This is a genomic window from Streptomyces sp. NPDC050658 (assembly GCF_044457025.1).
GTDB lineage: Bacteria > Actinomycetota > Actinomycetes > Streptomycetales > Streptomycetaceae > Streptomyces.
The window spans coordinates 487833-510660 of record NZ_JBITGM010000004.1 but is presented as its reverse complement, the minus strand read 5'-3'; the positions used below and the strand labels follow the sequence as shown (position 1 = coordinate 510660).

General features: G+C 72.4%; 18 protein-coding genes and 1 pseudogene. 7 read left to right on the top strand and 12 right to left on the bottom strand.

The window, feature by feature from the left end:
• Window positions 1–378: 378 nt before the first annotated feature.
• The 6 genes and pseudogenes from ACIBKX_RS17880 to ACIBKX_RS17855 all read right to left on the bottom strand — a co-directional run bounded on the left by ACIBKX_RS17880 (window position 379) and on the right by ACIBKX_RS17855 (window position 7649).
• On the bottom strand, window positions 379–792 hold the full coding sequence (locus tag ACIBKX_RS17880) for a PTS fructose transporter subunit IIA (RefSeq protein ID WP_363274100.1): 414 nt from the start codon (window positions 790–792) through the stop codon (window positions 379–381).
• The gene (gene dhaL, locus ACIBKX_RS17875; RefSeq protein WP_363274099.1) at window positions 789–1394 is read right to left on the bottom strand and encodes a dihydroxyacetone kinase subunit DhaL; all 606 of its coding nucleotides are present in this window, start codon (window positions 1392–1394) and stop codon (window positions 789–791) included. Before dhaL ends, ACIBKX_RS17880 begins: the two co-directional genes overlap by 4 nt.
• A 134-nt stretch (window positions 1395–1528) precedes the next feature.
• Window positions 1529–2521, bottom strand: a complete 993-nt coding sequence (gene dhaK / locus ACIBKX_RS17870) for a dihydroxyacetone kinase subunit DhaK (protein WP_363274098.1) — start codon at window positions 2519–2521, stop codon at window positions 1529–1531.
• A 110-nt stretch (window positions 2522–2631) separates the two neighbouring features.
• Window positions 2632–3231, bottom strand: a complete 600-nt coding sequence (locus ACIBKX_RS17865) for a sarcosine oxidase subunit gamma family protein (RefSeq protein WP_363274097.1) — start codon at window positions 3229–3231, stop codon at window positions 2632–2634.
• Window positions 3221–6381, bottom strand: a pseudogene (locus tag ACIBKX_RS17860) (sarcosine oxidase subunit delta family protein). Before ACIBKX_RS17860 ends, ACIBKX_RS17865 begins: the two are co-directional and overlap by 11 nt.
• 29 nt (window positions 6382–6410) lie before the next feature.
• Window positions 6411–7649 carry a sarcosine oxidase subunit beta family protein gene (locus ACIBKX_RS17855; protein ID WP_363274096.1) on the bottom strand — a complete coding sequence of 413 codons (1239 nt, stop codon included), beginning with the start codon at window positions 7647–7649 and terminating at the stop codon, window positions 6411–6413.
• Window positions 7650–7779: 130 nt separating this feature from the next.
• Between ACIBKX_RS17855 and ACIBKX_RS17850 the strand changes: the two genes are divergently transcribed.
• The 5 genes from ACIBKX_RS17850 (at window position 7780) to ACIBKX_RS17830 (ending at window position 12286) form a co-directional block, all read left to right on the top strand.
• The gene (locus ACIBKX_RS17850; protein ID WP_363274095.1) at window positions 7780–8451 is read left to right on the top strand and encodes a GntR family transcriptional regulator; all 672 of its coding nucleotides are present in this window, start codon (window positions 7780–7782) and stop codon (window positions 8449–8451) included.
• Window positions 8452–8666: 215 nt separating this feature from the next.
• The gene (locus ACIBKX_RS17845; RefSeq protein WP_363274094.1) at window positions 8667–8996 is read left to right on the top strand and encodes a hypothetical protein; all 330 of its coding nucleotides are present in this window, start codon (window positions 8667–8669) and stop codon (window positions 8994–8996) included.
• 209 nt (window positions 8997–9205) lie between these two features.
• Window positions 9206–10321, top strand: a complete 1116-nt coding sequence (locus tag ACIBKX_RS17840) for a PLP-dependent cysteine synthase family protein (protein ID WP_363274093.1) — start codon at window positions 9206–9208, stop codon at window positions 10319–10321.
• Window positions 10318–11613: an MFS transporter gene (locus ACIBKX_RS17835; RefSeq protein WP_363274091.1), complete on the top strand. Its 1296-nt coding sequence runs from the start codon at window positions 10318–10320 to the stop codon at window positions 11611–11613. Before ACIBKX_RS17840 ends, ACIBKX_RS17835 begins: the two co-directional genes overlap by 4 nt.
• Before the next feature lie 124 nt (window positions 11614–11737).
• Entirely contained in the window at window positions 11738–12286 is a 549-nt protein-coding gene (locus ACIBKX_RS17830) for a class I tRNA ligase family protein (protein ID WP_363274089.1), read from the top strand.
• 51 nt (window positions 12287–12337) lie between these two features.
• Here the strand turns inward: ACIBKX_RS17830 and ACIBKX_RS17825 are convergent, their stop codons facing one another.
• Together ACIBKX_RS17825 and ACIBKX_RS17820 are read right to left on the bottom strand one after the other, a co-directional pair.
• Window positions 12338–14137, bottom strand: coding sequence for a coagulation factor 5/8 type domain-containing protein (locus tag ACIBKX_RS17825; RefSeq protein ID WP_363274087.1), 1800 nt, complete (start codon window positions 14135–14137; stop codon window positions 12338–12340).
• Between the two features lie 214 nt (window positions 14138–14351).
• Window positions 14352–15344: a winged helix-turn-helix transcriptional regulator gene (locus ACIBKX_RS17820; RefSeq protein ID WP_363274086.1), complete on the bottom strand. Its 993-nt coding sequence runs from the start codon at window positions 15342–15344 to the stop codon at window positions 14352–14354.
• Between the two features lie 286 nt (window positions 15345–15630).
• On the opposite strand from ACIBKX_RS17820, the gene ACIBKX_RS17815 reads away from it, so the two are divergent.
• Window positions 15631–16671, top strand: coding sequence for an NAD(P)-dependent alcohol dehydrogenase (locus ACIBKX_RS17815; RefSeq protein WP_363274229.1), 1041 nt, complete (start codon window positions 15631–15633; stop codon window positions 16669–16671).
• Window positions 16672–16754: 83 nt separating this feature from the next.
• Complete coding sequence (locus ACIBKX_RS17810; protein ID WP_363274085.1) at window positions 16755–16949, top strand: antitoxin; 195 nt, start codon at window positions 16755–16757, stop codon at window positions 16947–16949.
• Here ACIBKX_RS17810 and cydC read toward each other — a convergent pair.
• The 4 genes from cydC to ACIBKX_RS17790 are packed head-to-tail and all read right to left on the bottom strand — an operon-like array spanning window position 16897 to window position 22648.
• A complete protein-coding gene (gene cydC, locus ACIBKX_RS17805; RefSeq protein ID WP_363274084.1) occupies window positions 16897–18603 on the bottom strand; it encodes a thiol reductant ABC exporter subunit CydC in 1707 nt (568 codons plus the stop codon). The genes ACIBKX_RS17810 and cydC overlap by 53 nt on opposite strands.
• On the bottom strand, window positions 18600–20300 hold the full coding sequence (cydD, locus tag ACIBKX_RS17800) for a thiol reductant ABC exporter subunit CydD (RefSeq protein WP_363274082.1): 1701 nt from the start codon (window positions 20298–20300) through the stop codon (window positions 18600–18602). Before cydD ends, cydC begins: the two co-directional genes overlap by 4 nt.
• A gap of 30 nt (window positions 20301–20330) precedes the next feature.
• Window positions 20331–21365, bottom strand: a complete 1035-nt coding sequence (cydB, locus tag ACIBKX_RS17795; protein WP_363274081.1) for a cytochrome d ubiquinol oxidase subunit II — start codon at window positions 21363–21365, stop codon at window positions 20331–20333.
• 14 nt (window positions 21366–21379) lie between these two features.
• A complete protein-coding gene (locus ACIBKX_RS17790) occupies window positions 21380–22648 on the bottom strand; it encodes a cytochrome ubiquinol oxidase subunit I (RefSeq protein ID WP_363274080.1) in 1269 nt (422 codons plus the stop codon).
• Window positions 22649–22828 lie beyond the last annotated feature (180 nt).

Genomic DNA, 22828 nt, shown 5'->3' with positions numbered 1-22828 from the left:
GGAGACCGTTCACAGCTTCCGGTAGGGGTACGCCTCCTCTGCTGCGGCCTGCACGGGGGCGAGATCGGCGCGCGCTGCCTCGTCTTCAAGGGTCGTGGAGCGTGCCGGATCGAGAACCGCCGGGCAGCGGTCGGGAGGGGGGAGGCGCTGGCCCGGCAGTTCTTGCGGGAGAGCTGACGGCTCACCATGTTTGGTGGGAGACCGTTCACAGCTTCCGGTAGGGGTACGCCTCCTCTGCTGCGGCCTGCACGGGGGCGAGATCGGCGCGCGCTGCCTCGTCTTCAAGGGTCGCGGAGCGTGCCGGATCGAGAACCGCCGGGCAGCGGTCGGGAGGGGGTGAGGCGCTGGCCCGGCAGTTCTTGCGGGAGAGCTGATCGCTCACACCTTCCGGTAGGAGTACGCCTCCTCTGCCGCCGCCTCCACAGCGTCCAGATCCGCGCCCGCCGACGCGGTCACCACCGCCGCCACCGCGCCCTCCACGAACGGGGCGTCCACCAGGCGGGTGCCGTCGGGGAGTTCGTCGCCCTCCGCGAGCAGGGCCTTCACGGTGAGTACCGCGCTGCCCAGGTCGGTGAGGATGGCGACGCCCGCGCCGCGGTCCACCTTCGCGGCCGCCGCCGAGATCAGTTCCGCGCTGGTGCCGAGGCCGCCGTCCTCGGTGCCGCCCGCACCGGCCACCGGGGCGGGCGCCCCGCCGCCGGCGAGCCCCGTGGCCAGCGCGGCGACCGCGTCGGCGACCGGCCCGCTGTGCGAGACGAGGACGATGCCGACCAGCTTCTCGTCGTCACTCATGCGCCCGCCCCCGCCGTCTCGGCGAGCGCGTCGAAGAGCAGCGCCGACGACGTGGCGCCGGGGTCCTGGTGCCCGATGCTGCGCTCGCCCAGATAGCTGGCCCTGCCCTTGCGGGCCTGCAGCGGCGTCGTCGCGACGGCGCCCTCGTTCGCGGCGTCGCGCGCCGCGCCGAACGAATCCCCGAGCGCGTCGACCGCCGGGACCAGCGCGTCCAGCATCGTCTTGTCGCCGGGTGCCGCACCGCCGAGCGCCCCGACGGCGTCGACACCGGCGCGGAACGCCTCCGCGAACTGCTGCTCGGTCACCTCGGCGGCATCGCCGAGCGCCTTGCCCGTACGCCGCAACAGCGTCCCGTACAACGGGCCCGACGCCCCGCCCACGGTCGAGATCAGCTGTCGGCCGGACAGGGTGAGCACGGCCCCCGGCGTATCCGGCTCCTCCTTCTTCAGGGCGGTCACCACGGCGGCGAAGCCCCGCTGCAGATTGCTGCCGTGGTCGGCGTCGCCGATCGGCGAGTCCAGCTCGGTGAGCCGCTCCGCCTCCCGGTCGACGAGTGCGGCGGCCGCTGTCAGCCAGCGACGGAAGAACGCTGCGTCGAGCACTGAACAATCTCCTTGCGCAGTAGGGCAGTAGGGCAGTAGGGCAGTAGGGCAGTAGGGCAGTAGGGCAGTAGGGCAGTAGGGCAGTAGGGCAGTTGGGTTGGAGGGCCGTTGGTCAGGGGGCAAGACGTGCGCGGCTAGACGCCCCAGCGCAGCCCCGCCGTGCGTACCGGCGCGTTCCACAGGCGCAGCAGCTCCTCGTCCACCTGACACAGCGTCACCGAGGCGCCCGCCATGTCCAGTGACGTCACATAGTTGCCGACCAGGGTGTGCGCCACCACGACATCCCGCTCGGCGAGGACCCGCTGTACCTCGGCGTTGAAGCCGTACAGCTCCAGGAGCGGCGTCGCCCCCATGCCGTTCACCAGGACGAGCACCGGATTGCGCGGCCGGAGGTCCTCCAGCACGGCCTCCACCGAGAAGTCCGCGATCTCGTGCGACGTCATCATGGAACGCCGCTCACGCCCCGGCTCGCCGTGGATGCCGACGCCCAACTCCAGCTCGCCGGGCGGCAGATCGAAGGTGGGGCTGCCCTTGGCGGGAGTGGAGCAGGCGCTCAGCGCGACGCCGAAGCTCCGGGAGTTCTCGTTCACCTGCCGGGCGATCGACTCGACCCGCTCCAGCGGCATGCCCTCCTCGGCCGCCGCGCCGGCGATCTTCTCGACGAAGAGGGTGGCGCCGGTGCCGCGCCGCCCCGCCGTGTACAGGCTGTCGGTGACCGCCACGTCGTCGTTGACGAGCACCTTGGCGACCTGGATGCCCTCGTCCTCGGCGAGTTCCGCCGCCATGTCGAAGTTGAGCACGTCGCCCGTGTAGTTCTTCACGATGAACAGCACGCCCGCCCCGCTGTCCACGGCGGCCGCGGCGCGGACCATCTGATCGGGCACGGGCGACGTGAACACCTCGCCGGGGCACGCCGCCGACAGCATCCCCGGTCCGACGAATCCGCCGTGCAGCGGCTCGTGCCCGGATCCGCCGCCGGACACGAGCGCGACCTTCCCGGCGACGGGTGCGTCCCTGCGCACGATGACGCGGTTCTCCACGTCGACCGTCAGCTCCGGATGGGCGGCGGCCATGCCCCGCAACGCGTCCGCGACGACTGTCTCCGCCACATTGATCAGCATTTTCACGGGTACCTCCAGGTGACGTCAGCGGTCCAACGCCAAGTATCGGCACAGGTCCCGCGCGGGGCACCCGTTGCGGCGAGATCGGCGAGGCGGATCGGGGCCGCCGCTGCCCGTCAGGCCGCCCCGGCTCCAGGCCCGTACTCGACGCAGACGTCGGCGAGCCATGCCGCGAGATACCCCGCGAACGACGACCTGACGAAGAGCCGGACACTGCGCGGCCCCTCCTCGCGCACCACCAGCGTCACGCCCGCCTGCGCCAGCAGCGTCGTCCGGCAGGCGCCCGCGCCGGTGCCCCGCGGATCGAGGTCGAGGGCGCAGCCGTGTGCCAGGACATCGGGGACGAGGTCTCCCGAGAGCGCGAGGACGGTGCGGTGTGCCGAGGTGTCGGTCACGCTGCCGAACGCGTCGCCGATCGCGGCGCGCAGTCCCGCGACCAGTTCCGCTGCCCGCCCGGCGGGAGCCACCAGGAGCCATTCGTCGGGGCCGAGCCACAACGCCTCGACGGGGGTGTCCAGTCGGGAGTCGCCGGGGCCCGGCAGGCCGTAGCCCAGATACTCCTCCACGGCCGTGGCCGCCGCGCCGCCCGGAGCCGCCCGCAGGGTGAGCTGGGTGAGGAACGGGATCTCCTGGACGTCGAGTCCGGAGGGGAGCCCGGCGAAGACCGTGCCCCACTCCTGGAGCGGGCTGACGCGTACGGGGGTCTCAGCCGTCACGGCGGGCTCCCTCCTTGTCGAAGACGACGGGTTCGGCGACGGTCACCGGGACGGTGCGGCCGTCGAGCGGGACGTACAGCGTCTCGCCGACGCGCTCCCCGCCGGAGCGCAGCAGCGCCAGCGCGAAGGTGCGGTCGAGGGCGGCGCTGCGGTAGCTGGAGGTGACGTGGCCCAGCATCGGGACGGGCGGCTCGGGCACGGTCTCCGTGGCGATGATCTGGGCGCCCTCGGGCAGCAGGGTGTGGCCGTCGGCCGGCAGCAGGGCGACGAGCCGCTTGCGGTCGGTGCTCCGGTTCTCGGCCCGGTCGAAGGAGCGCTTGCCGATGAAGTCCTTCTTCTTCTTGGAGATCACCCAGTTCATGCCGAGGTCCTGTGGGGTGACCGTGCCGTCGGTGTCCTGGCCGATGATCGGGTACGCCTTCTCGGCGCGCAGGACGTGCATCGTCTCGGTGCCGTACGGAGTGAGGCCGAACGGCTGCCCGGCCACGTACATCGCCTCCCAGACCGAAGTGGCGTACCAGGCGGGCACGTTGATCTCGTACGCCAGCTCACCGGAGAAGCTGATCCGGCAGACCCGTGCGTCGACCCCCGCGACGGCCGTGTCCCGCCAACTCATGAACGGGAACGCCTCGTTGGAGACGTCCAGGCCCTCGGTGACGGCCGCGAGGACGTCGCGGGAGCGCGGGCCGACCAGCGGAATGGTGGCCCAGTGCTCCGTCACCGAGGTGAGGTGGACGCGGAGTTCGGGCCACTCCGTCTGGAGCCACTCCTCCATCCATTCGAGGACCTTGGCGGCGTTGCCGGTGGTCGTCGTGAGGAGGAACTCGTTCTCGGAGACCCGGATGACCGTGCCGTCGTCGAGCGTCATGCCGTCGACGCCGCACATGACGCCGTAGCGGATCCGGCCCGGCTTGAGGCTGCTCATCAGGTTCGTGTAGAGCCGGTCGAGCAGGACGCCCGCGTCCGGCCCCTGGACGGTGATCTTGCCGAGCGTTGAGCCGTCCATCATGGCCACACCCGTACGCGCCGCGCGGCACTCGCGCAGCACCGCGTCCTCCATGGTCTCGCCGGGGCGCGGGTAGTACCACGGCCGCTTCCACTGGCCGACGTCCTCGAACAGGGCGCCGTGCCGCTCGTGCCAGGCGTGCAGGGCGGTCACGCGCACCGGGTCGAACAGATCGCCGCGGTTGCGCCCGGCGAACGCCGCGAACGCGACCGGCTGGACGGGCGGCCTGAAGCTCGTCGTGCCGAGCTCGGACACCTCGCGGCCCAGCGCCTCGGCGACGATCCCCGAGGTGAGGATCCCGGAGGTACGGCCCTGGTCGTGCGCCGTACCGATGGTGGTGTAGCGCTTGACGTGCTCGACCGAGCCGAGCCCGGCGCCCGTGGCCCGGAACACGTCGCAGACGAGCGCGTCGCGCTGGAGGTCGACGAATTGCGCCGTGCCGTCCGTGTCCTCCTGCGGGCTGGGCACACGCCACAGCTCCAGCGCGGGGGAGGGGAGTTCCGTGGCGGTCGCGGGGACTGTGGTGGGGGTGGCGGTCACGCCGAGTGCCTCCAGGGCCGATCCCGTGGCGGCGATGCCGCCTGCGAGACACGCGCCGAGCGTGCGCAGACCGTCCGCGGCGCCCGCCGTCCTTACGCCGGAGAGCGCGGCGACAGGCGTGAAGGCGGCCGACTCCGTGTCGTAGCGCAGCTTCCCCCGTGCCTGACTGAACAGCGCCACCGAGGGGTTCCAGCCTCCGGAGACGAGGAGTACGTCGCAGTCGATGCCGTGCCGCCGCGCCGCCTCCTCGCCGTGCTCGGCGACATGGACCCGCGAGACGCGCCCGATGCCGCTGGTGCCGGTGACGACGTGCCCGCCGAACACCGGGATGCCGCGCGCGGCACAGGCCCGCTCCAGCCGGTCCGGGACGCTCGCCCTGGCGTCCACGACGGCGGCGATCTCCGCACCGGCGCCGGCGAGTTCGAGCACCGCGTCGTACGCGCTGTCGTTCGTGGTGAACACGGAGATCCTGCGGCCGACGAGGACGCCGTAGCGGTGCAGATACGTCCGGGCCGCCGAGGCCAGCATGATGCCGGGCCGGTCGTTGTCGTCGAACGCGACGGGACGCTCGGTGGCGCCGGTGGCGTGCACGACCTGCCGGGCCCGGATGCGCCAGATCCGCTGGCGCGCGCGATGACGCGGGGCCGCGGCACCGAGATGGTCGGTCCGCTTCTCCAGGGCGAGGACGAGATGGTCGTCGTAATGACCGAAGGCGGTGGTACGCGTCAGGAGCGTCACGTCCGGGTCGGCCGCGAGCCGGCCGGTCACCGCGTCGACCCACTCCTGGGCGGGCCGCCCGTCGATGGTCTCGCGCGTGCCGAGGAGGCTGCCGCCGAACTCCGGCCCGCTGTCCAGGAGTACGACCCGGACGCCCGTGCCCGCGGCGGCGCTCGCCGCCGCCAGACCGGCCGGTCCGCCGCCGACGATCAGCAGCTCGGCGTGCAGATGCTTCGCGTCGTAGCGGGCGGGGTCCGGCTCGGCGGGCAGCCGCCCCTGACCGCTCAGACCCCGCGCGGCCAGACCGTCGTACAACTCGACGGTGGTGGCGGTGAGCATCGGTTCGGGGAACGGGGCCTCGATCTGGACGAGCGCGTTGGGCTCCTCGACACCGGCGGCCACGATGCCGCGCGGGCGGCCGTACTTGATGCTGTTCGCCACGTGGTGCACGCCGTTCGCCAGGAGCGCGGAGGCGAGCGTGTCGCCGGGGTGCCCGGTGTACGTGGTGCCGTCGAAGGTGAAGCTCAGCGTGGTGGCGCGGTCGACGCGGCCGTACGCGGCGGTGCGGAAGGGAGTGCTCATGCGGTGGCCTCCTGGCCCTCTCGCGCGGCGCCGGTCGGCGGGTTCGGTGAGCCGACCGGATACACGGAGAGGAACTCGTAACTGACCGTGTCGCGCACGGCGTTGAACCAGCGGCGGCAGCCTGCGGTGTGCGCCCAGCGCTCGGCGAAGGGCCCCTTGGGGTTGTCGCGGAAGAAGACGTACTGGGCCCACTGCTCGTCGTCGAGCGCGTGCGGGTCCTCGGGGTGCGCCACATGGGCCTGGCCGCCGTAGTGGAACTCGGTCTCCTCCCGAGGTCCGCACCAGGGGCACGGGATGAGCTGCATCGCTGTCTCCTTGGAGATGCTCGGGGTGTTCAGTGCGCGACGGCGGCGGCGCCGTGCTCGTCGACGAGTGCGCCGGTGGTGAAGCGGTCGAGCGTGAAGGGCGCGTTCGTGGCGTGCGGCTCCCCGGTGGCGATGGTGTGTGCGTACGCCCAGCCGACGCCGGGGGTGGCCTTGAAACCGCCCGTTCCCCAGCCGCAGTTGAGGTACAGGCCGTCGACGGGGGTGAGGCCGACGATCGGCGACGCGTCCGGGGTCGTGTCGACGATGCCGCCCCAGGTGCGCAGCATGTGGGCGCGTGCGAAGACGGGGAAGAGTTCGAGGGCCGCCGCCATCTGCCGTTCGATGATGTGGAAGGCGCCGCGCTGGCCGTAGCCGTTGTAGCTGTCGATGCCGGCGCCCATCACCAGTTCGCCCTTGTGCGCCTGCGAGACGTACACATGCACCGCGTTGGACATCACGACGGTGGGGTGCACGGGTTCGAGGAGTTCGGAGACGAGGGCCTGGAGCGGGTGGCTCTGCAGCGGGAGCCGCAGCCCCACCATCCGCGCGAGCACCGAGGTGTGCCCGGCCGCGGCGAGTGCCACCTTGCCCGCGGCGATCCGGCCGCGCGTGGTGCGGACGCCGGTGACCCGCCCGCCCGTCACGTCGATGCCGGTGACCTCGCAGTTCTGGATGAGGTCGATGCCGTACGCGTCGGCACGCCGCGCGAACCCCCAGGCCACGTAGTCGTGCTTGGCGATGCCCGCCCGCGGCTGGTACGTCGCACCGTGCACGGGATAGCGCACGTCGGGGCTGACGTTGACGATCGGACAGACCTTGGCGACCTCGTCGGGCTCCAGCCATTCGGCGTCGATGCCGTTGAGCTGGTTCGCGTACACGCGGCGCCTGCTGTCGCGGACGTCCTGGAGGTTGTGGGCGAGGTTGAGGACGCCGCGCCGGCTGAACAGGATCGGATAGTCGAGATCGTCCTCCAGGGTCTCCCACAGCTTGAGCGAGTGCTCGTAGATCCCGGAGCTCTCGTCCCACAGGTAGTTGGACCGGATGATCGTGGTGTTGCGGGCCATGTTCCCGCCGGCCAGCCAGCCCTTCTCCAGTACGGCGATGTTCGTGATGCCGTGATTCTTGGCCAGGTAGTGGGCGGTGGCCAGGCCGTGCCCGCCGCCACCGACGATCACCACGTCGTACGACGGCTTCGGGTCCGGGTTCCGCCACAGGAACTCGGGGTGGTCGGGCAGGGCGTCGCCGGAGGTCAGGTCGCCGGGGGTCATGAGGACTCCTTGGAAGCCGACTGATGGCCCACTGATATATCAGTGCGGATCTCCGGTACGGTAGTTGTCGTTCAAGTAGCCGTCAATGGGCGCCCGCGTCGCGCCGGACCCGCGTCCCGAAGGAGATTCCGTGTCCGCTGGATCCGCGCAGGAGACGCAGCAGCCGCACGGGCCGACGCTGGCCGAGCAGGCGTACCACGCGATCACCGACCGGCTCGTCACGCTGCACATCCGGCCGGGCGAGCCGGTGCACGACGCCCGGCTCGCCGAGGAACTGGGTCTGGGCCGGACGCCCGTGCGCGAGGCGCTGAAGCGGCTCGAGACCGAGAAGCTCGTCGTCGCCTATCCGCGGCGCGGCACCTTCGCCACCGAAGTGCAGATCGCCGACCTCGCCCATATCTCCGAGGTGCGCCAGGAACTCGAACCGCTCGCCGCGTCACTCGCCGCCCGCCGGGCCACGGGCGCCGACCGGGCACGGCTCGGCGAACTGCTCTCCCGCCTGGAGCCGGAGCCGGAACGGGCCGCCGACCGGACCGAGTTGCTCCGCCTCGACATGGCGGTGCACCGCGCCGTCTACGCCGTCACGCACAACCCGTACCTGGAAGCGACGCTCGTCGGCTACGACAACCTCGCCACCCGCATCTGGTGCCTGTTCGTCGACCGGCTCGACGGACTCGACCAGCACGTCCACGAGCACGGCCCGCTGCTGCGAGCGGTCGTCCAGGGGGAGGCGGAGAAGGCGGCGGCGCTGGCGGCCGAGCACGTCGACAACTTCGAGCGCGCGATCCGCTCGCTGATCTGAGCGCCTGAGCGCCTGAGCACTTGAGCGCCTGAGCCTCTGAGCGACGGACCGGCGGCCCGCGCTCCGGCGGTCCGCGCTCCGGCGGCCGCCGTGGCGCAAAGCCGATGCGTGTCACGCCCTGCCCCGAATGATCGGGTTAGGATCACGGCGTGATGACGGCCTGGTCTCCTTCGCCTGCGCAACGGAGCCGCTCAGCAGCGGTTCTGTGGCGTGCGGTGGGCCTGGGTCTGCTCCTCTTCGGCCTGGTGTTCACGCACGCGGCCAGTCCGGACGCCACCAGCGGGCACCTCGCCGTCGACAGCGGCATCGCCGCGCCCGGCGTACCGGGCGGCCATCACCAGGACCACGAGCAGCAGCACACCGTCGAGGAGTGCGCGCTCGGACAGCCGCCGCAGGGCCCCGACGTGGACATGCCCTGCCTCTCCCCGCTGGACTCCGACCAGCGTGCCGGCGCGTCCCTCCTGACGCGCGCGCACGCCGTGGCCGGGCGGGACTTCGTCGTCCCGATAGCGCACGCGGCCGACTCCACGATTCTGCGCATTTAGGCCGAGGGCTCCCTCAACCGGCCCGTCCTGTCCCGGAGTTCACCGACTCGACCCGCAGAACCCGCGGGCCGGGCACTCCTTCGCGCCGCACGGCCGGTCGACCCCGCTCACCGACCCTCACACAGCTCCGCCCCCCTCGGCCCGCCGCCATGCCGGCCCGCCGCGGGGCGAGGCGTGCTGCCCGCGCACCATCGAACGAGAGCGAAGAGATGCACTCTCCGACCACCCACGCCTTCACCCCCGCCGGAGCCGGTCTGCCCGGCCTCGTCGGCAACACCCCTGTCCTGCACGTGTCCCGGCCCTTCACCCCGCCCGGCCGCGGCTTCTGGGCCAAACTGGAGGGCTTCAACCCCGGCGGCATCAAGGACCGCCCCGGACTGCACATGGTGGAACGGGCCAGGTCCCGCGGCGAACTGAAGCCCGGCCTCCCCGTCATCGAGTCGACCAGCGGCACCCTCGGCCTCGGCCTCGCGCTCGCCGGCATGGTCTACGGACACCCGGTCACCCTCGTCACCGACCCCGGCCTCGAACCGTCCATGACCCGGCTGCTCGCCGCCTACGGAGCAATCGTCGACACGGTCCCCGAACCTCATCCGACCGGCGGCTGGCAGCAGGCCCGCCGCGACCGCGTCACCGAACTCCTCGCGGCCCACCCCGGCGCCTGGTGCCCCGACCAGTACAACAACCCGGACAACGTCACCGCCTACACCCCGCTGGCCCTCGAAGCCGCATCGCAGCTCGGCCATGTCGACGTACTCGTCTGCAGCGTCGGCACCGGAGGCCACTCGGCGGGTATCTCCCGCGTCCTGCGCCAGCTCTACCCGGAGCTGCGGCTCGTGGGCGTGGACACCATCGGCTCGACCATCTTCGGGCAGCCCGCGAGGCCCCGCCTGATGCGCGGCCTCGGATCGAGCATCTACCCGCGCAACGTCGCCTACCGCAACTTCGGCGAGGTGCACTGGGTCTCCCCGGCCGAATCCGTCTGGGCGTGCAGGCAGTTGGCCGCCTCGCACTACGCCACCGGCGGCTGGAGCGTCGGCGCGGTCGCCCTGGTGGCCGGCTGGCTCGCCAGGACCCTGCCGGCCGACGCCCGCATCCTGGCGGTCTTCCCCGACGGACCCCAGCGCTATCTGGAGACCGTGTACGACGACGAGTTCTGCGCCCGGCACGGACTGCTGGGCAGGACGCCCGCACCCGAACCGGACGTCGTGGCACGCGCCGACGAGAAGGAGGTCACCCGCTGGACCCGCTGCGCCACGGTCGTCGACCCGCTGGACGCGGCGACGCCGGCCGCCGCGTCGGAGGAAGAGGAGGCCGCGCGGTGAAGAACACCCTCGCGCAAGTGCGCTCCTACGACCGGAGCGTGCAACTGCTCCTGGTCAACCAGTTCACCATCAACCTCGGCTTCTACATGCTGATGCCGTACCTCGCGGCGCATCTGTCCGGCACTCTCGGGCTCGCGGGCTGGCTCGTCGGACTCGTCCTCGGCGTACGCAACTTCAGCCAGCAGGGGATGTTCCTCATCGGCGGCACCCTCGCCGACCGGTTCGGCTACAAGCCGCTGATCGTCGCCGGATGCGTGCTGCGCACCGTCGGATTCGCCACCCTCGGCCTCGTCGACTCGGTGCCCGCGCTGCTCGCCGCGTCGGCGGCCACCGGCTTCGCGGGCGCGCTGTTCAACCCGGCCGTGCGGGCCTACCTCGCGGCCGACGCGGGCGAGCGGCGCGTCGAGGCCTTCGCGCTCTTCAACGTCTTCTACCAGGCGGGCATCCTGCTCGGGCCGCTGGTCGGGATGCTGCTTACCGGCCTCGACTTCCGGATCACCTGCCTCGTGTCGGCTGCCGTCTTCGCCCTGCTCAGCGCCGTACAGATCAGGGCGCTGCCCGCCCGCAGGGGAACGGCGCCGCAGGGCGGCGAGGCCGCCGGCGAAGGGGTGCTCGCGCAGTGGCGGAGCGTCGTACGCAACCGTGCGTTCCTGCTCTTCTCCTGCGCCATGATCGGCTCGTACGTCCTGACCTTCCAGGTCTATCTGGCGCTGCCCCTGGAGGTGCGACGCGTGGGCGGCGACGGGGAGTTCGGCACCGTGGCCGTCGCGCTGCTCTTCGCCGTGTCCGGGCTCACCACCATCCTCGGGCAGACCAGGGTGACCGCCTGGTGCAAGGCACGGATGGCGCCGGGGCGGGCCCTGGTCTGGGGGCTCGCCTGCATGGGCGTCGCGTTCGTGCCGCTGCTCGCGGCGACCGCGCTGCCCGTGCCGGACGCGGGTCCGGGCCGCTGGCTGCTCGCCGCCGTGCCGCCGACGCTGGCCGCGCTGCTCCTGGCGGTGGGCACGATGATCGCGTACCCCTTCGAGATGGACACCATCGTCCGGCTCTCGGGGGACCGGCTCGTCGCCACCCACTACGGCCTCTACAACACCATCTGCGGGGTCGGCATCACCCTGGGCAACCTGCTCACGGGCGCGGCGCTCGACGCCGCCCGGTCGGCGGGCATGTCGGCCCTTCCCTGGCTCGCGCTGCTGGTCCTCGGCCTGGCCTGCTCCGGCTCGCTCTACGGGCTGCATCGCGCGGGAAGCCTGACGCGCACGACGCCGGAGGCACGGCCCGCAGGGGTCTGAGCGGGGTGGCGCATTCACGTCATGGCGTACGTGTGCCATGGCGCATGCACGTCACGGCGTGAACGCGCAGGCCCAAGCCGTGGATCGGGACGCGGTCGCCGGGACACCCTGAACCGGCGGCCGCGTGGGGCGGCAGTCCGGGCCGTACGTCGCCGCCGACGCGCCGGCCCGGTACCTGCGCGCCGACGGACACCGCGTCCTGTTCACCGGCGCCACCGCCGACCACTCGACGGCGGTCGAGGCGCGGGCGCCGCGCCGTGGCCGCACCGCCGCCGGGGTCGCCGAAAGGTTCCGGGCCGCGATCGAGGCGGACTGGCGCAGGGCCGGCATCTCCTACGACCGGATCGTGTGGTCGCGCCGCGACCGGGGCCACGGCGGCAGGCTGCGCGCCCTCGTGGCGCGGCTGCACGCCGACGGAATGCTCGTCGGGCGCGAACGTCCGCCGCCCTACTGCGGACCGTGCGCCCGATGGCTGCACGGCGTGCACGTGACCGGTGGCCGCCCGCGCTGCGGCACCCCGGCCGACGGCGACGGCTGCCGCGCCTGCGCCCTGCCCTCCGAAGCGGCCGAACTCCGCGACCCCGCCTGCACGCTGTGTGCCGCACCCGCCGAACTACGGGCGTACGAGGGGCTGTTCTGGCCGCTTGATCCGTTCCGGGAGCGTCTTGCGTGACCCAAGAGCGCGGGCCCGGCGGCGAGGCCGGCGGTGGCCGGGGCACAGGTCTCAGGGGAAGGAGACCACCTTGGACGGCACGGTGTCCGAGCCCGACGTGGGGGCGCCGGTGGCGTTGATGACGTGCGCGTACTGCCCCTTGCCGCCGAGCGAGACCACGAGCAGGTGATGGAATGTGACGCCCCCGGTGGCCGGGGCGGCGAAGCCGTGCTCCTGGATGATGGTCGGGTCGACGTTGTAGTAGCAGTAGCTGCCCAGGCCCCAGCCCTCGTGCGCGGAGACCGAGTCGGCGACCTTGTAGGCGGCGTATCCCCTGAGGTCGCCGTTCTGGATGGCGGCCTGGTTCGGGGCGTCGTACGCCTTCTCGTTCTGGTAGAAGATCGTGCGGCCTCGCTCGCCCGTCCACTGCACGTCGTATTTGTTGAAGTGCTCCACGAACAGGCCGGTGGCGAGCACGTCGTCGCCGTTCACGACGACTCCGTGGTCGGCCCGGTTGGTCTCCCAGCCGACGCCCTCGCCGTGGTCGGCGCGCCAGACCCAGGTGTGGTCGACGATCGTGTGCCGGCTGTTGACCACCATGCTGGTGGTGGCCTTGCCCGCGCCCGCCCCGCCGATGCGGATGAACACGTCCTGGACGGTGGTGGGATTGCCGGCGTGCGCGGTGCTCGCGCCCGGGGGGCCGATCTCGACGAGCGTCTCGGAGTTCGTCGGCCCGGCGTCGACCAGGAATCCGGCGAGGCGGATCCCGTCCACGTCCGCGGTCTTCAGCGCGGTCACGCCGCCGTCCGGGACGAGGGTGGCGTACCCGATGCCGAGGACCACGGTGTTCGCCTTCTTGACGTCCAGCGGCCGGTCGAGGTGGTAGATGCCGGGCGTGAGCAGCAGATGCAGCCCCTGGTCGAGCGCGGCGTTGAGGGTGGCCGCCGACTCGCCCGGCTTGGCGACGTGGAACGCGGACAGGGGGAGGGACTCGCCCTGCGGGGTGCCGTGGCCCCAGCTGGTGCCGCGCGCGTCGGTGCGCAGCGCTGGCAGGAACACCTTGTACTCCGCGCCGTCCAGGTGGAGGAAGGGCTTCTCCCGGGAGTACGGGGTGGTCTGCAGGGTCGTGTACGGGGGCTCGGGGAAGGAGTCGCCGGGGGCGCCCTCCACGCCGGAGAAGACCATGTTCCACACGGCGTTGAGCCAGCCGCCGATCGCGCTGTCACGGGTGTACCACTGCTGCTGGGAGTACGGCTGGACGGTGCCGTCGATACGGCTGTCGGCGATGTAGCCGCCGCTGGCCCAGCCGTAGCCGTCGGGTGCCAGGTTCAGGTCGCCGCGTATGTGCATCCGGCGGAAGGGGGCGGCCTGGGAGACCGCCCAGCGGTTGGCGCCGCTGACCGGCGCGAGGGAGAGGTTCTCCGCCGAACGCCAGAAGTTCTGCGTGGCGTTGCCGTTGAACCAGCCGGCGTCGACCGTGACGTCACCGTTGATGTGCGTGTCGTCGGGGGACAGGCCGAGCCCCATGATCGAGGTGTAGAAGCCGATCTGGGCGTTGAGCCCGCTGTAGGTGCCGGGCTTGAAGAGGAGGGCGTAGCGGTCCGGGCCGAACTGCGCCGACTCCTGCCGCTTGAAGATCTCGTCCAGCTTCGCCTGGATGCCCGGTGTGGACGGGTCGAAGACGATGACATTCGGCCCGAGGTCCGGGGCGGCGGCGGATGCGCCGGCAGGCGCCTCGGCGGGTGTCGCGGCGGGGGACTGGGCGGTGGCGCCCGCCCGGGAGGCGAGCAGGCCGGTGGCCGGGACCGCGAGAGCGGCGGCCAGGGCGGAGCGGCGAGAGAGGTCGGCTCGCGGGGGAAGGTGCGCTGACATGGGGGATTCTCTTCTCTGGCAGGCGGGTTGGTGGGGGTGCCGGAGGTCGCTCCACGTTCAGAACCTGAACGGTGAGAGCGCTGAGAGCGCTCTCACGCGTTGGATGGTTGTATCTGGGACGGATGACGTCAAGAGGGTGCGCACGATGTCGCCCGTACTGCGGTGACGAAGGTGAAGCGGGCTTCCCCGTAAGTGAGTTGGTGCCGTGCCTGGCTCAGGAGGCGGGCGGGACCGTCAGTTCGGAGCGGACCACGCCGAAGATGTCGGCCATCCGCAGCGCCGCCTCCAGGTCGCCGTCGACACTGGTGAGTTCGGCGCTCATCGCGTCCTCCAGCGGCAGCGATCCCGCGCCGAGCTGGAGCAGCGAGCCCAGGTCGGTGACGAGGGTCGCGGCGGCGTCCGGGGCGGGGCCGAGGTCCATTTCGACGGTGCCGTCGTCGACGCGGGCATGGAAGACGAACCCGTCGATCACGAACTCATAGGTCTCGCGCACGCCACGGGCGCGCTCGGGCAGGAACGAGGATCCGACGCCGCCGACCATGCCGGTGCTGCCGCCGGTCGCCTCGGGGTGCGCGCCGACGATCGCGATGACCCGTGCGGCGGCCGCGAGGTCGCCCTCCAGCTGGACGAGACCGCGCGCCATCGCGTCCTGGAGCTCCATGAGCCGCGCCCCGACGGCCAGAAACGTGCCGAGGTCGGAGGTGATGGAGCAGACGGCGTCGGCGGCGCTGCCGTGCCCGATGTCGAGTACGCCGTCGTCGACCCGGAGGTGGAAGGTGTCCCCGTCGACCACGAACTCGTACGTCTCGCGCACCCCGCGTGCCACCTCGGGCCGGAAGCCGGCGCGCAGACAGCCGAGCACCCAGCTCAGCTGGATGTCGCCGGGCCGCGCGGTGACCGGGAGCCGCATGCCCCAGCGGGTGAGCTCGTCGAGCACGGGGCGCATCGCGGTGCCGAGCCCGGTCAGCTCGTACACCGTGGAGGCGGCGGGCGGCGGCAGCTTCGCCTGGCTCACCACACCCGCCTCCCGCAGCTCGCGCAGCCGGTCCGCCAGGACGTTGGGGCCGATGCCGGGCAGGCCCTCGACGAGGTCGGTGTAGCGCCGGGGGCCGAGCAGCAGCTCGCGCACGATCAGCAGCGACCAGCGCCCGCCGACGACGTCCAGGGCGCGGGCCGCCGGACAGAACTGGTCGTAGCTGCGCGTCATGGGAGGGGTCCTGCCTTCTGCGTCGATAGGGGCTGCTTAGTTTTCCGATGGTACCGGTGAACTCGTGGGTGCGGACGGCCTGTTGGGGTCCTTCGGTTGCGTTCGCGGGGCGGGTGCCGTGCTCGCGCCCCGGCGACACGAGCTGTCTCGGTGGGTCATATGTCCCAGTGGGACAATTCGAGGAGTACAGTCGGAAGACGGAAGCAAGCAGCACAAGCAGCGGTACCTGGCAAGAAACGAGGCATCCCCGATGTCAGCGCAAGAGATCTCCGACCTGCCCGCCGAGATGAAGGCCGTCCAGTACGCCAGCGTGGGCGCCGCCCCCGAGGTCGTCACCGTCCCGCGCCCCGTGCCGGGACCGGGCCAGGTGCTCCTGAAGGTCACCGCCGCCGGTGTCTGCCACTCCGACATCGCGGTGATGAGCTGGCCGGCCGAGGCGCTGACCTTCCCGCTGCCGCTCACGCTCGGCCACGAGGGCGCGGGCACCGTCGCCGCGCTCGGCGAGGGCGTCACCGGCTTCGGGCTCGGCGACTCGGTGGCCGTCTACGGACCGTGGGGCTGCGGCGCCTGTCTGATGTGCGCGCAGGGCAAGGAGAACTACTGCACGCGCGCCGCCGACCTCGGCATCCGCCCGCCGGGACTCGGCGCGCCCGGCGCCATCGCCGAGTACATGATCGTGGACGACGCGCGCCACCTGGTCCCGCTGGGCGACCTCGACCCGGTGACCGCCGTGCCGCTCACCGACGCCGGCCTCACCCCGTACCACGCGATCAAGACCTCGCTGCCCAAGCTGACCCCCGGCAGCACCGCCGTCGTCATCGGCACCGGAGGCCTGGGCCATGTCGCCATCCAGCTGCTGCGCGCGCTGACCCCGGCGCGGGTGATCGCCCTGGACGTCACCGAGGAGAAGCTGCGCCTGGCGCGTGAGGTCGGCGCCCATGAGGCGGTCCTGTCCGACAAGGAGGCGGCCGGCAAGGTCCGCGAGCTGACCGGCGGCCTCGGCGCCGAGGCGGTGTTCGACTTCGTCGGTGCCCCGCCCACCGTGGCCACGGCGACCGCCTGCGCCGCGGTCGAGGCGGATGTCACCATCGTCGGCATCGGCGGCGGAGCGGCATCGGTGGGCTTCGGCACGACGCCGTACGACGCTGCGGTCCGCGCCCCGTACTGGGGCAGCAGGTCCGAGCTGATCGAGGTCCTCGACCTGGCCCGCTCCGGAGCGATCGACGTCCATGTGGAGACGTACGCGCTCGACGACGCCCCCAAGGCCTACGAGAACCTGCACGCGGGTCGCATCAACGGCCGCGCGGTGATCCTCCCCAACGGCTGAGGGCCCGCGCGGGCCACGGGATGCGGACCGCGCCCGGTGCGGCGACCCTGGATGTGGGGGCGACGCACAGAGGAAGGTTCCCCATGTCAGTGATGGACAAGCTCAAGCAGATGCTCAAGGGCCACGAAGACCAGGCCGGCAAGGGTGTCGACAAGGCGGGCGACTTCGTCGACGAGAAGACCCAGGGCAAGTACAGCAGCCAGGTCGACACCGCCCAGGACAAGCTCAAGGAGCAGCTTGGCCGGGACCAGGGCCAGGAGGGGCCGCCTCAGTCGTGACGGTACGGGCCCTGCCGCGGTCGACGAGCACGATCCGGTCGGCCGCGGCGAGGCCCGCACGCTCGTGGGTGACCAGGAGCGTGGTGCGGCCGCGCGTCGCGTCGAGGATGTCGGCGAGCACGGCGGCCGCGGTGTCCGGGTCGAGCCCCTCGGTGGGTTCGTCGAGGACGAGTACGGGCGGATCGGCCAGCAACGCGCGGGCGAGCAGCAGTCGTTGCCGCTGACCGCCCGACATCGCGGCGCCGTCCGCGCCGAGCAGGGTGTCCCAGCGCTCGGGCAGTGACTCGACCCAGTCCAGGAGCCGGGCGCGGCGGGCCGCTTCGCGCAGCTCGGCGTCCGTGGCCTCGGGGCGGGCCAGGAGCAGATTCGCGCGGATCGTGGTGTGGAAGACGTGCGCGTCCTGGGTCACCCCGGTGATCACCCGGCGGACGTCGGCCCCCGCGCAGTCGCGCAGCTCGCGCCCGCCGACCAGGATGCTCCCGGCCTCGTACGGCACGCAGCGCATCAACGCCGCGACGAGCGTCGACTTCCCCGAACCGCTGGCGCCGAGGAGCACGGTCCGGCTGCCGGGCGGCAGTCGCAGGCTCACCCCGTCCAGGGCGGGCGGTCCTTCGGCGCGGTGCCGCACCCGCAGCCCTTCGACGCGCACGCCGAGCGGTTCGCCGACGGGCAGCGGGACCGGGGCGGGCGGATCGGTGACCGTCGGCCGGGTGTCGAGGAGTTCGGCGAGCCGGTGCGCGCAGGCGCGTACCCCGGCAAGGTGCCGGGCGGCGGCGGGCAGCGGCGTGAGCGCCTCGAAGGAGATCAGCGCGAGCACCGCGAGCACCGTCAGATGTACGGCGGACAGCGCACCGGCCGTATGCGCGCGCAGCGCGAGCAGGGTGACGCCGACCGTCGTACCGCCCTGGAGCAGCAGCACCGAAGTCGAGGCGAGCGAGGTCGTCAGGGCCTTGCCGCGCTCCAGGGCGGCGATCCGGCCGGCGGCGCGGCGGGCCCGCTCATGGGCGCGCCCGCGCGCTCCGTACGCGGCCAGATCCGCCGCGCCTCGGGTCAAGTCCAGGGTGGCCGTGGCGAGTTCGGCACGCGCGCCCTTCTCGGCACGGCCCGCACGCCGGGACAGCGTGAGCACCAGGGCGGGCACCAGGAGCCCCGCGACGGCGAGCGCGGCGCCGAGCAGGAGGCCTGCCTGCGGCAGCAGCAGCGCGGCCGTCCCGGTGGCGGCCACGGTGACCGCGCAGGCCGCGAAGGCCGGAATGAGCACCCGCAGCAACAGGTCCTGGACGGCATCGACGTCGTCCACGAGGCGGGTCAGCAGATCGCCGCCGCGAAAGGCGGGAGTGCCGGCCGGGGCGAGCGGCACCAGCGCGTCGTACACCCGCCCGCGGAACCCCGCGACGGCCCGCAGCACCCCGTCGTGCCCGAGCAGCCGGTCGACGTAGCGCAACGCCCCGCGCCCGAGGGCCAGGGCACGTACGACGACGACGGCGAGGCCCACGGAGGCGATCGGCGGCTGCTCGGCGGCCCGCGTGATGAGCCAGGCGGCGGTGCCCAGCAACGCGGCACCGGCCACTTCGCTCCCGGCGGCGGCGAGCGCGGCGGGCAGCAGCCTGCGCCAGTGGGGGAGGAGATGAGCCAGGAGACGGAGCGTGGTCATGAGGCCATCAGCCCCTCCGGAGGAGTCGGCGTCGGCTGCGCGGCGGTCAGGGTTCCCGCTCGCACCGTGATGATCCGGTCGGCGTGCGGCAGCAGGGCCGGGCGGTGGGCGACCACGACGGACGTCCGGTCGCGCATCAGGGCGAGGGTCGCGCGGGTGACGGCCGACTCGCTCTCCGGGTCCAGGTGGGCGGTGGGTTCGTCGAGCAGCAGGACGGGGGCGTCCTTGAGGAACGCGCGGGCCAGCGCGATCCGTTGGCGCTGACCGGCGGAGAGCCCGGCGCCCTGCTCGCCCAGCGGTGTGCCGTACCCCTGCGGCAACTCCTCGATGAAGCGGTCGGCGCAGGCGGCGCGCGCCGCGCGGCGAACCTCGGCGTCGCTCGCGGCGGGCCGCCCGAGGCGGATGTTGTCCGCGACGGACGCGGCGAACAGGTGCGGGCGCTGCGGCACCCACGCCACCCGGTCGCGCCACGCGTCGGCGTCGAGGTCCGCGAGGCCGGTGCCGCCGACCGTGACCCGGCCCGTCGTGGGGGTCACGAAGCCGAGCAGCAGCGCGAGCAGCGTCGACTTGCCCGCGCCGCTCGGGCCGATCAGGGCCACGTGCTCGCCGGGGCGGACGGCGAGGGAGACCTGGTGGAGGGCGGGTTCGGCGCGGTCCGCGTACCGGACCGTGACCGCGTGCAGGCGCAGGGCTGCCGTACGGGCGTCCGGCGTCGGCGCATGGGCCGACGAGCGCCCCGCATGCGGCTCGTCCGCTTCGTCGAGTACGGCGAAGACGCGCTCGGCCACCGTGACGCCCTCCGCGCTGTCGTGGAACGCCCCGCCCAGGGCACGCAACGGGAGATACGCCTCGGGGGCGAGGAACAGGACGGTCAGCGCCGTGCGCAGCTCCACCTCGCCGGCGAGCAGCCGCAGGCCCAGGGGGACGGCGACCAGCGCAACGGAGAGGGTGGCGACCGTCTCCAGGACGAGGGAGGACAGGAACGCCACGCGCAGCGTCCGCATGGTGGCCCGGCGGTGGGCGTCCGCCATCTCGCGCACCACACGGGCCTGATGCCGCTCGCGGCCGAAGGCCTTCAGCGTCGGCAGTCCCGCCACCACGTCCAGGAAGTGACCGCCGAGGCGGGCGAGGAGCCGCCACTGTCCGGCGGTGCGCCGCGCGGTGTGCAGGCCGACCAGCGCCCCGAACACGGGGATCAGCGGCAGCGTCACCACGATGATCAGCGCCGAGGTCCAGTCGGTCCACGCCAGCCAGCCGACGATCGTCAGGGGCACCACGGCTGTGGCGGCCATCGTGGGCAGACGGCCGACGACGTACGGATCGAGGGCGTCCAGGCCGCGGGTGAGCAGCGTGGCCGTCTCGCCGTGCCGCCCGGCCGCGAGCCGCAGCGGTCCGGCGGTGCGCAGCCGCCCGGTGATCCGGTCCCGCAGCGCCCGCTTGGCCTCGGCCGCGACGCGCTCCGCGAGCACCCCGCGGACCCACGTCAGCAGCGCCCGCAGCGCCATGACGCCGCCCAGCGCGAGCAGCGGCGCGAGGGCGGTCCCGTACCCGGCGAAACCGTCCGCCAGTACCGCCGCGAGCAGCACCGCCTGGGCGACCACGAGTCCGGCGGCGAGCAGTGCCAGGGCAGCCGAGCACGTCATGTGCCGTCGCAGCGCGGGGACTTCGCGCAGCAGGCGGCGTTCGACGGGTTTCATTCTGCGGCCTTCCTCTCGTTCTCGCGCCGCTCAGAAGTAGCTGGGGTGACGGCGGCCGGTCCGCCCCCTGAAGGCCCACCAGCTCCACGACTGATACGCCAGGATCACGGGGACCAGGACGACGCCGAAGGCGCTCAGGATCTTCAACGTGGCGTCGTCCGTCGCTGCCTGACCGATCGTCATCCCCGTACCCGCCGAGCTGATCAGGACGTACGGATAGTGGCCGAACCCCACGAGCAGCACCGGCAGCGCGGTCGCGCAGGAAGTGGCAGCGAACGCCGGCGCATGCCGCCCCCGGGCGAGGAACCACCAGGCCCCGGCGAGCGCCGCGGCGAACAGCGCGGCGATCACCGCCGAGGGCGCGGGATTCGTCATCGAGGCGCCCGCGCCGAAGAGCGTCAGGAGGACCGGGAGAGCACCCACCGCGCCCGCCCCGCACAGCAGCTCGGCACCCAAGTGCCGGGCCCGTGCGGCGAGTTCGGGTGTCGAGCGCAGGGCGACGAACACCGCACCGTGCGCCGCGAAGAGCAGCGCGGTGCTCACCCCGCAGGCCAGCACGAACGGTGTGAGCACGTCGCCGGCCCCGATGTGGAAGCTGCCGTCGGCCCGCCGGGGCACGCCGTGCAGCAGCAGGCCCAGGACGAGCCCCCAGCACAGGGCGGGCAGCGCGCCGCCGAACACGATCAGCGCGTCCCACCACCGGCGGCCGCGAGCGCCGCGCGATCGGCCGCGCAGCTGGATCGCGGCGTTGCCGAGGACGAGCCCCGCGAGGATCGCCACGATCAGCGGATACAGGCCGGACAGCAGTGTGCCCTCCAGATGCGGGAAGGCGCCGAACAGGACGCCGGTGAAGGCGACGAGCCAGACCTCGTTGCCGAGGAAGAACGGGGCGATGGCGTCGAGGGCGGCGCTCCGGCCGGGGTGTGCCGCCTCTTGAACTGATTGCTCCGTGCCGCGCCTGAGGAGCGGATGCAGCATCTGTACGCCGTAGTCGTAGCCGCCGAGCACGAAGTACCCGGCGAGCAGCAGGCCGAGGAGGGCCAGCCAGAGAGTCTCCAGACTCATGTCGGTCAACTTTCCTAGAAGGTCAGCGCCGGTTTCCGCTCCTCGGGGAGCGGCTCGGTGGCGCCGAGCTGAGTGGCGTCGGGGCCGCGCCGGGCGAATCTGGTGATCAGGGTCCAGTTCGTCACCGCGAGCGCGACGAAGATCGCGACGAACACGGTGCAGGACACGATCAGTGAGCCCCTGCCGACCGGGGAGAGAGCGTCCTCGACCGTCAACTCGCCGTACACCAGCCAGGGTTGGCGCCCCACCTCGCGTACGACCCAGCCGCCCACGGAGGCGATGAAGGGGAACGGGACCATCGCCACCAGGACCCACGAGGCCCAGCGCCACCGCACAAGACGGTCCTTCCACAGCAGGATGACCGCGACGAACGTGATGGTGGAGACGGTGTTGCCGATGAGCGTCATCACGTCCATCGAGATCCGCACGGTGTCCTGCCAGGGCACATAGTCGCCGGGTCCGTGCTCCCGGACGAGCCGCGCCTGCAGCTCGGCGACGCCGCTGTTCTCCAGGACCGCGTGCTTCATCGGCTGGGTCCGCTCGATCACGGGCCGTTGCAGTTCGCCGACCACGACGACGAAGAACGAGGCGACCATCGCCACCCAGAGCCCCAGGCGCAGCGAGCCGCGGAACAGCTCGGTCTCCTTCGTGTGCCGCAGGAAGTGGTGGGCGCTGACCCCGGCGACGAAGACGCCGCCCGTCGTCAGCGCGCCGAGGGCGACATGGCCGAGGGCGACCAGGGCGCTGGAATTGGTGAGCAGCGCCCCGAAGTCGGTCAAGTAGGCGGCGCCGTCCCGGACTTCGTGACCCACGGGATGCTGCATGAAGCCGTTGGCGACGAGGATCCAGTACGCGGAGGCGTACGCGGTCAGGGCGACCAGCCAGATGAGCGTCACATGGACGCCCCTGCGCAGCCGGCCCCAGCCGAAGATCCACATGCCGAGGAAGGTGGACTCGGCGAAGAAGGCGATGAGGGTCTCCAGCGCCAGCGGGGCGCCGAAGACATTGCCCGCGAACTTGCTCAGGCCGCTCCAGCTGAGCCCGAACTGGAACTCCATGACGAGGCCGGTCACGATGCCGACCGCGTAGTTGATGACGTAGAGCTGACCCCAGAAGCGCGTCATGCGCTCCCGGACGGCTCGCTTGACGGGATCACGGGTGAACGCGGCCCGGGTGTGCATGACCGCCACCAGAGGGACGAGTCCCATGGTGAGGATCACGAACAGCCAGTGGATGCCGGTCGTGGCCGCGAACTGGAGCCGGGCCAGATCCGCAGCGCTCATGGTGCGACCTTCCTGGGAAGGGACGGTGGACGGATGCGGGGTCCCCGCGTCGCGTGTGCAGCCGCCGGGCGACGTGGCCCGTCAGCTGCGCGGTGACCCCGACGACGACCGTAGGGAGAAACCGCTTATGCATTCCAAGACCGAATCGGCCATGTGATGATGACCCGGCAGGCATAAGTG